Annotated in this window: 17 protein-coding genes; 10 read left to right on the forward strand and 7 right to left on the reverse strand. The window is 49.6% G+C overall.

Translation table 11 applies throughout. From position 1 onward, the window contains the following. The first annotated feature begins 305 nt into the window (after positions 1–305). Positions 306–764, forward strand: coding sequence for a DUF1801 domain-containing protein (locus tag AC52PS_RS03025; protein ID WP_495561555.1), 459 nt, complete (start codon positions 306–308; stop codon positions 762–764). 135 nt (positions 765–899) lie between these two features. On the opposite strand, the gene AC52PS_RS03030 is transcribed toward AC52PS_RS03025, so the two are convergent. Further along, positions 900–2,090 (reverse strand): hypothetical protein, encoded by a 1,191-nt coding sequence (locus tag AC52PS_RS03030; protein ID WP_495561556.1) that lies wholly within the window; start codon positions 2,088–2,090, stop codon positions 900–902. 103 nt (positions 2,091–2,193) lie between these two features. Between AC52PS_RS03030 and AC52PS_RS03035 the strand changes: the two genes are divergently transcribed. From AC52PS_RS03035 to AC52PS_RS03045, 3 genes are read left to right on the forward strand one after another with little or no spacing between them, the layout of a single operon-like run. Next, entirely contained in the window at positions 2,194–2,517 is a 324-nt protein-coding gene (locus AC52PS_RS03035; protein ID WP_495561557.1) for a helix-turn-helix transcriptional regulator, read from the forward strand. Further along, on the forward strand, positions 2,514–3,539 hold the full coding sequence (locus tag AC52PS_RS03040; RefSeq protein ID WP_495561558.1) for a helix-turn-helix transcriptional regulator: 1,026 nt from the start codon (positions 2,514–2,516) through the stop codon (positions 3,537–3,539). Before AC52PS_RS03035 ends, AC52PS_RS03040 begins: the two co-directional genes overlap by 4 nt. Before the next feature lie 43 nt (positions 3,540–3,582). Beyond that, positions 3,583–3,777: a YwbE family protein gene (locus AC52PS_RS03045; protein WP_495561559.1), complete on the forward strand. Its 195-nt coding sequence runs from the start codon at positions 3,583–3,585 to the stop codon at positions 3,775–3,777. Positions 3,778–3,794: 17 nt separating this feature from the next. Here the strand turns inward: AC52PS_RS03045 and AC52PS_RS03050 are convergent, their stop codons facing one another. Next, positions 3,795–5,198, reverse strand: coding sequence for an Nramp family divalent metal transporter (locus AC52PS_RS03050; protein WP_495561560.1), 1,404 nt, complete (start codon positions 5,196–5,198; stop codon positions 3,795–3,797). A 100-nt stretch (positions 5,199–5,298) separates the two neighbouring features. Then, entirely contained in the window at positions 5,299–5,493 is a 195-nt protein-coding gene (locus AC52PS_RS03055; protein WP_495561561.1) for a hypothetical protein, read from the reverse strand. Between the two features lie 95 nt (positions 5,494–5,588). On the opposite strand from AC52PS_RS03055, the gene AC52PS_RS03060 reads away from it, so the two are divergent. After that, positions 5,589–5,765, forward strand: coding sequence for a mechanosensitive ion channel domain-containing protein (locus AC52PS_RS03060; RefSeq protein ID WP_495561562.1), 177 nt, complete (start codon positions 5,589–5,591; stop codon positions 5,763–5,765). On the opposite strand, the gene AC52PS_RS03065 is transcribed toward AC52PS_RS03060, so the two are convergent. The 3 genes from AC52PS_RS03065 to AC52PS_RS03075 all read right to left on the reverse strand — a co-directional run bounded on the left by AC52PS_RS03065 (position 5,762) and on the right by AC52PS_RS03075 (position 7,682). Beyond that, a complete protein-coding gene (locus tag AC52PS_RS03065) occupies positions 5,762–6,148 on the reverse strand; it encodes a hypothetical protein (RefSeq protein WP_495561563.1) in 387 nt (128 codons plus the stop codon). The genes AC52PS_RS03060 and AC52PS_RS03065 overlap by 4 nt on opposite strands. Next, positions 6,099–6,449 carry a hypothetical protein gene (locus AC52PS_RS03070; protein ID WP_495561564.1) on the reverse strand — a complete coding sequence of 117 codons (351 nt, stop codon included), beginning with the start codon at positions 6,447–6,449 and terminating at the stop codon, positions 6,099–6,101. Before AC52PS_RS03070 ends, AC52PS_RS03065 begins: the two co-directional genes overlap by 50 nt. Positions 6,450–6,689: 240 nt before the next feature. Then, positions 6,690–7,682, reverse strand: coding sequence for an NAD(P)-dependent alcohol dehydrogenase (locus AC52PS_RS03075; RefSeq protein ID WP_495561565.1), 993 nt, complete (start codon positions 7,680–7,682; stop codon positions 6,690–6,692). A gap of 166 nt (positions 7,683–7,848) precedes the next feature. Between AC52PS_RS03075 and AC52PS_RS03080 the strand changes: the two genes are divergently transcribed. The 5 genes from AC52PS_RS03080 (at position 7,849) to AC52PS_RS03100 (ending at position 12,013) form a co-directional block, all read left to right on the forward strand. Then, positions 7,849–8,457, forward strand: a complete 609-nt coding sequence (locus tag AC52PS_RS03080; RefSeq protein ID WP_495561566.1) for a GyrI-like domain-containing protein — start codon at positions 7,849–7,851, stop codon at positions 8,455–8,457. A 61-nt stretch (positions 8,458–8,518) separates the two neighbouring features. Then, complete coding sequence (locus tag AC52PS_RS03085) at positions 8,519–9,319, forward strand: MerR family transcriptional regulator (protein WP_495561567.1); 801 nt, start codon at positions 8,519–8,521, stop codon at positions 9,317–9,319. 65 nt (positions 9,320–9,384) lie between these two features. Then, positions 9,385–10,260, forward strand: coding sequence for a homocysteine S-methyltransferase family protein (locus tag AC52PS_RS03090; protein WP_495561568.1), 876 nt, complete (start codon positions 9,385–9,387; stop codon positions 10,258–10,260). A gap of 170 nt (positions 10,261–10,430) precedes the next feature. Then, positions 10,431–11,492 carry an ACR3 family arsenite efflux transporter gene (gene arsB, locus AC52PS_RS03095; RefSeq protein ID WP_495561569.1) on the forward strand — a complete coding sequence of 354 codons (1,062 nt, stop codon included), beginning with the start codon at positions 10,431–10,433 and terminating at the stop codon, positions 11,490–11,492. A 65-nt stretch (positions 11,493–11,557) separates the two neighbouring features. Continuing rightward, positions 11,558–12,013, forward strand: coding sequence for an arsenate reductase ArsC (locus AC52PS_RS03100; RefSeq protein WP_495561570.1), 456 nt, complete (start codon positions 11,558–11,560; stop codon positions 12,011–12,013). Positions 12,014–12,038: 25 nt separating this feature from the next. Here the strand turns inward: AC52PS_RS03100 and AC52PS_RS03105 are convergent, their stop codons facing one another. Then, a complete protein-coding gene (locus AC52PS_RS03105) occupies positions 12,039–12,461 on the reverse strand; it encodes a DUF2784 domain-containing protein (protein WP_495561571.1) in 423 nt (140 codons plus the stop codon). Positions 12,462–12,696: the final 235 nt, after the last annotated feature.

A 12,696-nucleotide genomic window follows, 5' to 3' on the forward strand; every position in this document is an offset into this window, starting at 1 on the left:
TCTCATTCTCCTTCACGGTCTCTTATGACCAGAAAACATGACGAGCAATAACCTGATCTGAACCGGTACATTATCGATTCAGAATAATCCATTAGCCTCCCGATTGGCTTTTTATCATTCCTCCTTTCTATGCTTCTTTATGTGGTGCAACAGGTTCAGCCCCGGCAATATGGCGCCGCTGATCCACCCAAAAGGGGTAGAACTATGATCATTCCGGAGCAAAGCCTGAAGCAAGATCATCATAATACCATATTCTTGCTGGAATTTTTCTGACTAAAATTCTATAAAATAGACAGGAGGAAGCTATGACATCCTATGCACAAAGCGTTGAAGAGTATCTTGATGAATTGCCTGAGGAGCGTCGCAATGTTGTAAAAAGCATCCTTGATACCTGGACGGCAAACATGCCCGACGGCTTTGAGGTGGGGATCCATTACGGAATGATTGCCGTGGTTGTTCCGTTGAGCATGTATCCTCCGGGGTATCATTGCAAAAAAGATGAACCGCTCCCCTTCTTTTCTTTGAGATCTCAGAAAAATTCCGTGAGCCTGTATCATTCAGGGATCTACAGCAAACCTGAACTGGAAGAATGGTTCAGAAATGAGTGGCCCAAACACATGAGTACCAAGCTGGATATGGGCAAAAGCTGTATCAGACTGAAAAATATGAAAAAGATCCCATATGAACTCATCGCGGAGCTGGCCCAAAAAATGGGGCCGCAGGAGTGGGTATCAATATATGAACAAGGCCGTGAACAGGCCTGACCGCCGCCCAGTGCCTGAATGGTCCCCAAACCCAAAAAGAGGCGGCCCATCATAGGCCGCCTACTGCTTCAGATACTCTCTGTTGCTATTCTATGGCATTTTCCAGACCCCGCCCCTTTTCTACTACTTCCTCTACTACTGAGCGTCGGTTTTATCGTAGGTTAACGTTGTGCTCCCGGCAATAATTGTAAGAGTATCTCCGGAAATACTGTAGGTCCAGGTGGACGTATTCAGCGTCCAATCTGAAGATGATGTGACGGGAGATGTATTGCTTAACTGATTCACAATCATTTCCCCGTCGGGCGCTTTGTATCCCACATCCAGACCTCCGGCATCAAGCAGCGTATCACCGCTGGAGGGCCCTGCTGTGGAGTCCGATTCAGAATATGACCACATGATTATGTTCCCTGCCAAGGGGGCTGTTACCTCAGACTGTCCAGAATCTATGAGCCCGAAAGAAGAAGCAATATCCATCGGTGAAATATGGATGTAATCCGCCATACCCGAGCTCTTTCCGGTGTATTCCCACCAACCGAGAACGCCGCCGAAATCCGGTGCGCCAGGTGCTTCACGACTGAAGTGTTCCTCAACGGTATATTCCACTCCGTCGATTGTCTGTGTCTTGCTGAGAATCAGATCACCGTTTTCGGTTATTTCATAATTTTTCGGCCAGTTTGAAAAACCCGAGTTTCTTGAGCCGCTGCGGGGAGTGGTAAACACCTGATTTTGTCCGGCGGTCTGGAGCATCCCGTCGTCGGTGACACTGATGCTTGTCTCGATTGTCGGCTCTGAGCGTATCTGTCCCGGTTCGCCCAGAGATCCGGCAAAACCATGGGTATCCCACATAATATCTGCAGCCACAACCACCGAACCGTCCTCTGAAACGGTCATCCGTGTGGGGAAATGCTGAAATACAGAATCGGGATAAAACACTGAATCCGGCCAAAAAACCGAGTCGGGAAAGAATGCAGAATCTGGGAAAAACACGCTGTCGGGAAAATAAAACACCGAGTCAGGATAATAGGCATCGTTTGGATAATAGGCGTCGGAAGGGTACCAGCCCTTATCCGTAATAAACACCGAATCCGGGTACTCCAACCCTTCAGCTGCAAATACCGAATCGGGCCAGTAGAGGGTGTCCGGAAGTGAGTTGGTCACCTCCTGCCCATCCGCATACACGTCAACATCCGTCAGCCACCAGTCTCCGGCCAATTCCTCAAGTACCGCAGAGCCGTCGATCCCGGTGAAGTCACAGGAGGCCAAGAGAAAAGCTGCCGGAATAAGCACAAAGATAAAAATTTTTTCATGAATTTGATACTGTTTCACAGGTCTCTCCTTTATCTATGGAAGAATGTATCCCTCCCGGAAATCCAATACCATAGGTAATTTGTCAGGTTTTTTGGCCATAGCGTGTTATAATTGATGTAACGTGCAGACAGAGAAGCTTATGCCAGGGTATGTTCAGAAATTCAAAATCGAAGACCGGACCGTATTAATCATTCTCATGGACCCTGATTTCCGGAGTCCGGCCGGCGGTTTCAACACCCGATTTACCGACATCGAGCGCCAGCTTGTGGCCTGCCTCAGTAAAGGTTTACATGATTGGGAGATCGCACGGAATCGAAAAACCTCGGTAAGCACAATACAGAACCAATTGCATGCACTTTATAAAAAGGCCGACGTGTCGGGTCGTGAAGAGCTTCTGGCAAAGATTCTTTCCCAACGCAAAAATACCCGGGAGCAGAAGCCGTGAGCCGTTCCCCGTTCGCTCTCATGGACAGCATCTACCGCCTGGACCTCAATCAGGAACAGTGGACAACGAATCTCGCATCAGAAATACAGAGACAGCTGGGGCTGGGCCCGGGGCTGCTGAAATATGACTTCGCCCTTCATGAGCGCCGCATTCGTGTGGGCAACGTGGCTGCTTTCGGAGATATAGATGAATACAGAAAATTGACCGCCCCCTTTCACCGTGATGTCTCTCCGGAAATATACTGGCCGGTATTCCGGAGAGGCACCCACTGCAGCACATCCAGGACGATGCTTGCCGCAGATGATGTATCGGAGCAAAATCAGGAAATCCTGGATTTTACACTTCAACACCTTGGATACTCGGATATTTGGGCCCTGTGCGCAGTGGAGCCGGATTTTTCAGGATCCGTTTTTGCGGTTCCCGTTCTGCCGGGTGAGAAGTATCTGTATCCCATAGAGAATGAATATTGGACCAAAATTGCAGTACATATCGCCGCCGCAATCCGGCTGCGGCGGCACTTCCCACACATGGATTTCTCGAATCCCGAGGCGTCTTCGAAACGGGATATGGTAATGCATCTCGTGGATTCCAACACAGAGCCCGGGGCCGATTCCGGGCAGGCTGATCTCGGGGAAGAGATGCACGAAGCATTGGTACGAACAGTACAAGCCGTCTCAAAACATCGAGAACGAGAGAATCCCGGTGGACTGATGGATATTTGGCCGGGTCTGGTCCATGGCAGATGGAGTCTTATCCCCGTAGAAGGAAACCGGGGAGAACGCTATATGGCAGCCATCGAAAACCCTCCCCGGATCGCAGTGAATCATCGCCTTACAACCCGGGAAAATCAGGTGGTTCAGTACGCAGCCCAGGGACAGAGCAATAAGCAAATTGCCTATACCCTGGGCCTCTCGGTCAGTTCTGTGGGCACATATCTTTCACAGGCATTAAAAAAGCTGGGTATTTCCCGGACCGATCTGATAGTATTCATCAAGAAGCTGCTTGAGAACCAAAGGAGGTGAGTTTTCCGATGGATGCAGTCCGATAAAGTAATGAGGACAACGAATGGACGGAAAAGACAGGTCAAACATTTATCCTGGAGCCAAAGTCTCAATTGTATTAAAGGAAGATCAGCGAAGCGGAAAACTCACGGAAGGTGTGGTTCGGGACATTCTCACCAAGTCCCCCCGCCACCCCCACGGCATCAAGGTGAGACTTGAAGACGGGCAGGTGGGAAGAGTCAAAGAGATTCATAGCTGACATACCCGGTGGATCCGTCATGCCGCACCGGAAAAGATATACACCGACGCAAAAACGAGAAAAAACATTCCTGCAAGAATCATGGAAACGGAACTGAACCATCCCGGACGGTGTTCCGGAGGCAGCTGTATTCTGATAGCTGCGAATGCAGTAAACACAATGAAGGGAGTATGAACTGCAGCGATTATTCCTGAAGCAGACATTATTGCCACCGGATCCTTGAATATCAACAGTATCACCACAGGCAGAACCCCGGTGATCAGCCCGATATACCAGCGCTTCAGCACATTTCTGTTCCAGATCACCTTGCTGCTCTTCTGCTCCAGGATTTTCACCAATTTGGGGCTGGCAGGAAGCTCATCCGAAGAAGATTTGGAGAGCAGCATGCTGATATCCGCAAAACTCCGCCCCCATCCATCCTGGTTCGCGAGAATGCTTCCCCCGAGAGCCACAACCAGGGATGCAATAATGAGAACCTTTCCCGCATCTCCCCAGATTTCAGAAAACAGCCGGCTCAAGTCCAAAGCCACATCCTTTCCCTGGGGAAGAATACCTGCGGGGCCAAGAAGCTCCGCACCCAGAACGAGAAAGGAAAAGATCACCAGAAGCCCGGCAAGAACCACCAGAGCGGCGGTTTTGGAAGCAAGAGTCACCCATGCCCGAATACGGTTCGTTTTATCTCTGTTCCGGAGTTTTCTGTTTGAATCAGGACGGCCCGGACTTACCTGATCACTCAGACCGCCGCCGAACCCCTTGGAAGCAGTCCAGTAGCTGAACCAGAGAATGCCCATGGAACCGGCAAGAATGGTTCCCACCCAGGGAAGAATTATATAGATGTCGGGGTCTTCGGGTACAGAAGGCACAATATTGGAAAACACTTTGGGAAGGGCGGGAAACACAACTGCAGCGGAAACCACCGCCATGAGCATCAATGCTATGGCCATCACCTGGCTGATCCGTTCCAATGCATTATAGCTTCCGCTGACAGTAATAATGCTGCTGAATATTACGAAGGCAATTCCGTAAAGACTTCCGCTTCCGGGCAGAAAACTCTGAAGCGCGCTTCCGATAATCGCCGATAGTCCCGCAATACCCACGGCAGCGGCAAAAAGTTGGGGTATGAAAATCACCCACACCGCCCAGTTCCTCGGTCCCGGTAAGCGCTGAAGCCCCTCCAGAATGCTTTTTCCGGTTACGATGGGATACCTGGCCACTTCCTTGATCATGATCCACATGAAAAAAACCACAAGAAGGAGTATCCACAACAGCTGAAAGCCGTACGCAGACCCCACCCGGGGAGTAAACAGAACCGATCCGGTACCCACGGCAGAGAGCATCCAGAGAAGTCCCGGTCCGTACCAGGAAATCCTCTTTCTTCCCCGGGGTTCCTCAGGCGCTCTGTTTCTCACAAGATATTGCATGTCTCCTCCTCCGGCGCAGGGTGTTTTCGATCCCTCTGCATTGGGCAGGAAGCTAATGAAATCTTTGGAAAATGACAAATCAGCGGACAGTATTGCCCATCTATTGCTCTTTTAATGCACTTTTGGGGGATGTTTTCCCGTGTTTTTCAAGTGATATCTGCGTCGGGCGGATTTTCTTCGGCTTGCACAGTTTCTTCTCCTTTTTCGCACTTCGCTTGCATTTTTTACAGATATACCGGTCAGTTTCATGATTTTTCATCAGATAATCGCGTTTTTTCATTTCACAGCGTTTCATATATACGATTATACTTCATACAAAAGGCGAAGCGCATATTTCTGTATTCGGAGCCGACATTCTCTGGTCCTTGTTGTTCGGTCGGCCCGTTCAAGATGGAAGATACAATAGAAATTCTGCCCGACGGAATTAAAGGAAAAGTGAAGGATATAAACGGGTTTTTTGTTATTCTCAGCGACAGTGAAGGAAATATCACCCATATCCCCAACAACATGATCTACCAGAAAGTAGTACGAACATACGCCAGGAAGTCCGGTACCGGGGAGGGCTAATCCCCTGCCGAAAGAACATAACGTCTTCGCCAGTCCTGAGATTCACCGGGTTTCAGATGAATCTGAAAAAATAATTCCGGACTAATAACGTGCTTCCATCCCCAGAGGTTTACCTTGCTGACGGTAAAATCCCCCTCCTCTCTGATACTGGTATTCTCCTTACTGCAGCGCAGAGTCCAGCCCGCAGGCATTCCTTCGGATGGGCATAGGTTGGTGAAAAAGAAGGGTACAGCGTTGCCTGGATCGAAGGTGACAGTGTTTTCTCCGAAGCGGACAATTCCGTCGGGGTCAACATATTCAAGGAACTGACCGGTGTTCAGGGGAAAATCAAACTCAAGTCTGTAGCCGGGTCCCACAGAGCGGCCATTGCAGGCGGTGCGCATAGCCGTTCAATACACTGCTTTCATACGAGCTGCGGATACTTTGTCCGTTATTGTGCCATGCGAACGGATAAAACTGAGTTTCAGCATCCCGAAACGGGCTGTACACTGAACAATCTTTTTTCACCATACCCACACCGATTTTATGAAACCAGCCCCCCAAAGGAGCTTCTGAAAAACCCGGTGGTTCATCTATACTGAACTCACTGAAAAACCCCCGGCCGGCGGTTTTCAGATCGCCTCCGTCGGGGTATTCGCTGCTGCTCATACGAATATTTCGAAAGAACAGCCGGGTAATCTTCATGGTCTGATAAAACGGGGAGAAAGGTATCCTGTACCGGGTTTTTCGATTTCAATGCGGATGTTTTCATTCGTCAGTGTAACAGTCACACGCCAAGCATATCCCTCAGTGGGATTCACTGCAAGCAATTATGCGGCTTCCAGCAACTCCCGGGGCATGCGCTCCTTCGCCAAACACCTTCTTTTTCACAGCAACATTACCGGCGGAAATTCAATATGCTCGCCCGGTAATATCCTGCCGTCCTCAAGTTTGCGCGGTCAATACAATATTGCCTTGTTTTACACCCGATTCTGCGAACCTATGAGCCTCCGCAGCCGCAGCGAGGGGAAAGCTCTTGTGGATCACCGGTGAAATACGGGCCGTCCCGGTAAAATCGATAAGTCTCTGCAGCTCCTCCGGCGACTGGGACGATGAGGTAATGTTCAGCTTCTTTCCCAGAAGAAGCCTGATTAATGGTGCAAGGAGCAGATGTCTGATGTACGCAAATGCGAGAAAGTAGCTGCCTCCTGGTCTTACGTACCCCAACCTTTTCAGTACGCCCCGGCCGCCCACCACGTCGATTGCAGAATCAAACTCACCCGCCGAACCCGGAAATTCGTCTGAAGCATAATCAATCACCCGTTCTGCCCCCAGATCGGACAGCATCTGAAGTTTGTCCCCTGAGTCCACTGCAGTAACACGGATCCCCATGTGGCGGGCAGCCTGAAGTGCGAAGCTCCCGATGCTGCCCCCTGCGCCGATGATCAGCAGCTTATGACCCTTTTCCAGCTTTGATTCTTTCAGATAGTGAAGGGCTTCCATACCGGCGGTGGGCAAAGCCGAGGCTTCTTCCATGCTCAGGTTTTCAGGTATCACAGCCATCACTCCCGACATTTCATCAGGTGATTCAGATACGCAGATATACTCGGCATATGCACCGAACCTGAACCCCGTTGTTCCGCACAGCAAATCCCCAACAACGAACTTCGAGACGCGGGCCCCGGTTTTCACCACTTCCCCGGAAAATTCCTGCCCGGGAATCTGTATCCGCCGGGGTTTGCTCCAGCCTGCATAAAGCCGAACCGGCAGAGAAAGTCCCAGCGGCAGTTCAAGTCTTCGCATTTCACAATCCCCTGCAGTCACTGAAGCTGAGTGGATCTTAAGCAGTATTTCGTTTTCCCGGGGTACCGGTGTACCAATTTCCGACGGGACCAGGACCTGGGGCCCGCCATAGCCGGTCCAGATGACAGCCTTCATTTTCACCATCCTTTCTTCAGGCGGCCGAAAGAAACAGTTCACCGGTCACCTCTTCGTGTATTATATATCCGATGGAATAGAATATGAGGTATAAAATCTTTTCCTTGACCCTCCCCCTAAGGGGAGGGCGTATGATACGGGGAACTCAACACGAAAGGAGAGAACAATGAACAAGATCGACCTGAAAAAGGAAATCAAGGAAGCCTTTTCTGCGAAATCAGCCCCTGGTCTGGTTACCATCCCCCCCATCAGGTACATCACGTTTCCCGGCACAGGAGACCCCAACAGTTCCCCGGATTTTCAGGACGCAATGCCCGTACTGTACGGTCTGGCATACACTCTGAAATTCACCATGAAAGAGGAGAAACAGGATTTTGTGGTAGCCCCCCTGGAGGGACAATGGTGGGCAGAGGATATGAATGCCTTCCATGAGGGGAGAAAGGATGAGTGGATATGGAAGCTGATGATCGCCGTACCGGATTACATAACCGAGACCGCATTTCTCTCAGCCCGGGCAAAACTGAAGGAGAAGAAAAACCCTCCCCGGCTTGAAAAAGCCCGGCTGGAAACGATTGAAGACGGAATATCTGTACAGGCTCTCCATCTGGGACCATATTCCCGGGAGGCTGCAACAATAGCCGTAATGCACCATTTCGCAGAACAACAAGGTTATGCTCTCCATGGAAGGCACAGGGAAATATATCTCAGTGATCCCAGACGTACATCTCAGGAAAAGCTGAAAACAATCATCCGGCAACCTCTAAAGAGAAACTGATAACCCGCGCCCTATCCAACCGATGTAATATCTCATAAGATAGCATCAGGAAACTTCAGGCGTGATACATATCGGCGAATTTTCACATTCAACCCGGCTCACCATCAAAACTCTGCGCTATTATCAGGAGCTGGGTATACTTGTGCCCGCCGGGATTGACCCGCAAAACGGGTATCGACTGTATAATCAAACCAACTTTCAGGAAGCCCAGCGCATTATCATGCTGAAGGAATTGGGGTTCAGTCTGAAAGAGATCCGGGAAATCTTCGACAGCTGCAATAATGATGAAGAAGTGCAGGGCTTCATTAAAAAGAAACTCCATGAAGTTGAGCAGAACCTTCGAAAGCTCAAGTCCCGGCACGCCTATCTGCAAAACTTTCATGCCCTAAGCGGAGAGGGCTCTACACCTCCGGAGGAAGGAATTACCGAGTTTACGTTTACTCTTCCTTTGTATGCTTCCAGATTCATCCAGGGAGAGTATTCACAGCTGGGGCAGGAGTACTCCCATCTCTTTAAAAAGTATGGAAGATTTGTGTCAGGAAAACCCTATGCATTCTACCACGATGTGGAGTACCGAAAAGAGAATGCTTCAATGGAAGCCGTCCTCTGCCTGAAATCTGTACCATCTACCGCCGGATTGCACACCCTGAGTTTCCCCCCAACCCGGGCAATAAAGCTGCTCCATAAAGGACCCTACGGTACCCAGGGCGGAGCCTACATGGATCTCTTCGAGTATCTCGAAAAGCGAGATCTTTCCGTGAAAGCCCCGGTTATCGAACATTTTGTCAGAGGTCCGGGTATGATTTTCCGGGGAAACCCGGACGAATACCTTACAGAATGCATTATCCTTGTGTCAGATTGATTCCTCTCTTACAAATTGAGTAAGGTAATAATTCAACCGAGGCGGATCCCGCAGGAGGCAGGCAGATGATCACATTAATCGACGGAGGGATGGGACGCGCGCTTCATGAGAGGGGAGTTTCGCTGGATGCCCCGCTATGGTCGGCCAGAGCCTTCCTCGGAGATCCGGATGTAATAATGCAGGCCCACCTGGATTATATTCAGGCGGGAGCCCGGGTAATCACCAGCAACAGTTACGCATTAACCGATTATTATCTGAGCCGGGCCGGCTTATTACACCGAAAACAGCAGCTTCTGGAACTGGCATACAAACTTGCCGACGAAGCCAGGCTTGCATCAGGACGGTCGGATGTACAGATTGCAGCAAGCATTCCTCCCCTTAACGAATCGTATAGACCGGATTTAGTGAATCAGGATCAGCTGGATCAAGAATATCCCCAACTCATAGAGTCGGCTATTGCCAACGGGGCGGATATTCTTCTCGCCGAGACTATCTCCAGCATTAGTGAGGCCGAATCCATTCTCAATCATGCTGATGTACGGGAGATTCCCCTCTGGATCAGTTTCACCGTATCCGAAGACGGAAACCTGCGCAGCGGTGAGGAAATCTCTTCGGGGGCCGCTCTCTGCAGAGAGCGGGGCGTCGACGCGGTGCTCCTCAACTGCTCCACACCTTCTGCAATCGGAAAGGCCATGAATTTATTGGCCAGGGAGCTGGTGAACACATCTGTACGTTTCGGCGGGTACGCCAACAGGTTCAAAGAAGTATCTGAAGACTTTACGTTGGAGGGGGGGCTGAATGAACTGGATTCGGGATTGAGCTGTTCATCCTATCAGGATTCGGTCAGTTCATGGATCGCCCAGGGGGCCACCATCGTAGGCGGTTGCTGCGGAATCGGTCCCGAATACATACAGACCCTTTCAGAGAATTTTGCCTTTTAAGCCTCAAGCAAAGTCGAAAGGAACCGGCCCCCATTCCGGGAGCCTATGTTAGTTTTGTGTTAAATTGCATCACTCCTGGGGAATTTCGCAAAAAGATATAACACCTTCCTTGAATCATCATTTAATTCGATATATATCTAAATGTAGAAAACGTATTCAAGGGAGTGTATATGTCCGAATCGTCCAGCGGCATTTCTTTTTTTGAAAAATACCTCAGTGTATGGGTCCTCCTGTGCATCGTGGCCGGGGTGGCAATAGGAGTGCTTTTGCCTATTGTACCCGAAACGTTAAGCAGGTTCGAATATGCAAATGTTTCCATACCCATCGCAGTGCTCATTTGGCTGATGATCTACCCCATGATGATGAAGGTGGACTTTTCCACAATAGGTAGACACATCCGGATGCCCAAGGGGCTGACCATCACGCTGGTGACTAACTGGCTTATTAAACCCTTCAGCATGTTTGCCATCGCATGGCTGTTTTTCAAGGTGATATTTGCCGGTTTGCTCTCGGATCCCCAGGCGGATGCATATCTTGCAGGAGCAGTGTTACTTGGTGCGGCCCCTTGTACCGCAATGGTGTTTGTGTGGAGCCACCTTACCCGGGGAAACCCCGCCTTCACAGTGCTTCAGGTTGCAATTAACGACTTGGTTATTCTTGTAGCCTTCACCCCCATTGTTGCACTCCTGCTTGGAATCGGAAACATCAGCGTACCCATGGACACCCTGTTGCTCTCAGTTGTTCTATTCGTGGTCATTCCCCTCACATTGGGTGCGGTAACCAGATATCTGGTAATCAAACGAAAAGGAAGCGACCATTTCCATAATCGATTTTTGCCCCGGTTCAACGGCGTTACCACCTCGGGACTTCTCCTCACTCTGGTAATCATTTTTTCCTTCCAGGGCAGCACCATTATTGCGAACCCGGGTAATATTCTCCTGATCGCAGTCCCGCTAATTCTGCAGACCGGATTTATTTTCGGCTTCGCCTATCTGTGGGCGTATTTTTGGAAGACCAGTCACGATATTGCAGCCCCGGCCGCACTCATCGGTGCAAGTAATTTTTTTGAGCTGGCGGTTGCCGTGGCCATAGCCGTATTCGGACTGGAATCGGGAGCAACCCTGGCGACGGTGGTTGGCGTATTGGTAGAGGTCCCGGTAATGCTGTTCCTGGTACGCATTGCTAATAATAGCCGGGAAAAATTCCGGACCGCGCACACAGCAGCTACATAATCAGCAGTAAAATAGGAGTACCGTCCCAACAGACGGCTCAAAATACAGCGAAAAGGAGAGTAGAAATGAAAAAATCCATACTCATTGTATGTATTCACAACAGCGCACGGAGCCAGATGGCCGAAGAATTCTTCCGTAAACTGGGAGGAGATTTATTTGAGGTAGAAAGTGCCGGCATAGAGCCGGGAAAACTCAATCCCTTCGTTGTTCAGGCCCTGAAGGATGAAGATATTGATATTGAAGGAAAGGGCACACAAAGCGCTTTTGATCTGCATCAGGCTGGAAACAGTTACGACTATGTTATCACCGTTTGTGACCCGGAAGCAGCAGAACGCTGCCCCATATATCCGGGTACGGTGAAACGGATGCACTGGCCGTTCAAAGACCCATCTTCCTTTAAAGGCAGTGATGATGAACGCCTGAAGGGCACCAGAATTGTAATGAGCGAAATAAAAGATAAGGTTCAATCATTCATTTCGGCCTACCGAGCCGATCCGGAAAGGGCAATTCAGGATAATTAATCGCTTCCCCCTCTGCACGCTCAGGCTATGCATCCGGCGGCTCGCCGGGTGCATGGGATCCCTTCTTTCGGTTCTCTATTTGATCCCGCACATTCAAATACAGCGTCATTACAACCAGAAAAATAAATATTCCCAGAGTGACATTTGCCGTGAGTTGGTATGGAGGTTGTAACCCGGTCAATTCATGAACAAGAAATTGAATGTACGAGGAATGAACCGGAGGATTCCCCAGAAGCCGCCGAATATCCCAGTGCCAGTCGGTGCAGAAACAGTATCCGAAGCCGTACCAGAATCCAAGAACCACCCATGAAAACAGCGTAAGCCCAATGGTGGCCAAATGAATCTTTCGGGTCCTGCGCCAGATCCAGCCGACTACATTAAAGAGTATAAAAGTTGTATGAAATATGAGAAAAAAATAGTCCAGAAATTCCAGCACTGCTCCGCTCATGCTGTAATACTATGAGTTTTTTAAAATTTTTGCTATTGAGGGAAGTTTGATGTATCTTACAAGATATATCATGTAAGATTTTTATTAGACGGGTTTCCGGCAATACTCAAAGGAGGAATGATAAAAAGCCAATCGGGAGGCTAATGGATTATTCTGAATCGATAATGTACCGGTTCAGATCAGGTTATTGCTCGTCATGTTTTCTGGTCATAAGAGACCGTGAAGGAGAATGAGA

The organism is Salinispira sp. (assembly GCF_059431795.1).

Coding starts and splice junctions, on each gene's coding strand:
- AC52PS_RS03025 (WP_495561555.1), top strand. CDS start 306: ATGACATCCTATGCACAAAGCGTTGAAGAGTATCTTGATGAATTGCCT.
- AC52PS_RS03045 (WP_495561559.1), top strand. CDS start 3,583: ATGGACGGAAAAGACAGGTCAAACATTTATCCTGGAGCCAAAGTCTCA.
- AC52PS_RS03050 (WP_495561560.1), bottom strand. CDS start 5,198: ATGCAATATCTTGTGAGAAACAGAGCGCCTGAGGAACCCCGGGGAAGA.
- AC52PS_RS03055 (WP_495561561.1), bottom strand. CDS start 5,493: ATGAAACGCTGTGAAATGAAAAAACGCGATTATCTGATGAAAAATCAT.
- AC52PS_RS03060 (WP_495561562.1), top strand. CDS start 5,589: ATGGAAGATACAATAGAAATTCTGCCCGACGGAATTAAAGGAAAAGTG.
- AC52PS_RS03065 (WP_495561563.1), bottom strand. CDS start 6,148: ATGCGCACCGCCTGCAATGGCCGCTCTGTGGGACCCGGCTACAGACTT.
- AC52PS_RS03070 (WP_495561564.1), bottom strand. CDS start 6,449: ATGAAGATTACCCGGCTGTTCTTTCGAAATATTCGTATGAGCAGCAGC.
- AC52PS_RS03075 (WP_495561565.1), bottom strand. CDS start 7,682: ATGAAGGCTGTCATCTGGACCGGCTATGGCGGGCCCCAGGTCCTGGTC.
- AC52PS_RS03080 (WP_495561566.1), top strand. CDS start 7,849: ATGAACAAGATCGACCTGAAAAAGGAAATCAAGGAAGCCTTTTCTGCG.
- AC52PS_RS03090 (WP_495561568.1), top strand. CDS start 9,385: ATGATCACATTAATCGACGGAGGGATGGGACGCGCGCTTCATGAGAGG.
- arsB (WP_495561569.1), top strand. CDS start 10,431: ATGTCCGAATCGTCCAGCGGCATTTCTTTTTTTGAAAAATACCTCAGT.
- AC52PS_RS03100 (WP_495561570.1), top strand. CDS start 11,558: ATGAAAAAATCCATACTCATTGTATGTATTCACAACAGCGCACGGAGC.
- AC52PS_RS03105 (WP_495561571.1), bottom strand. CDS start 12,461: ATGAGCGGAGCAGTGCTGGAATTTCTGGACTATTTTTTTCTCATATTT.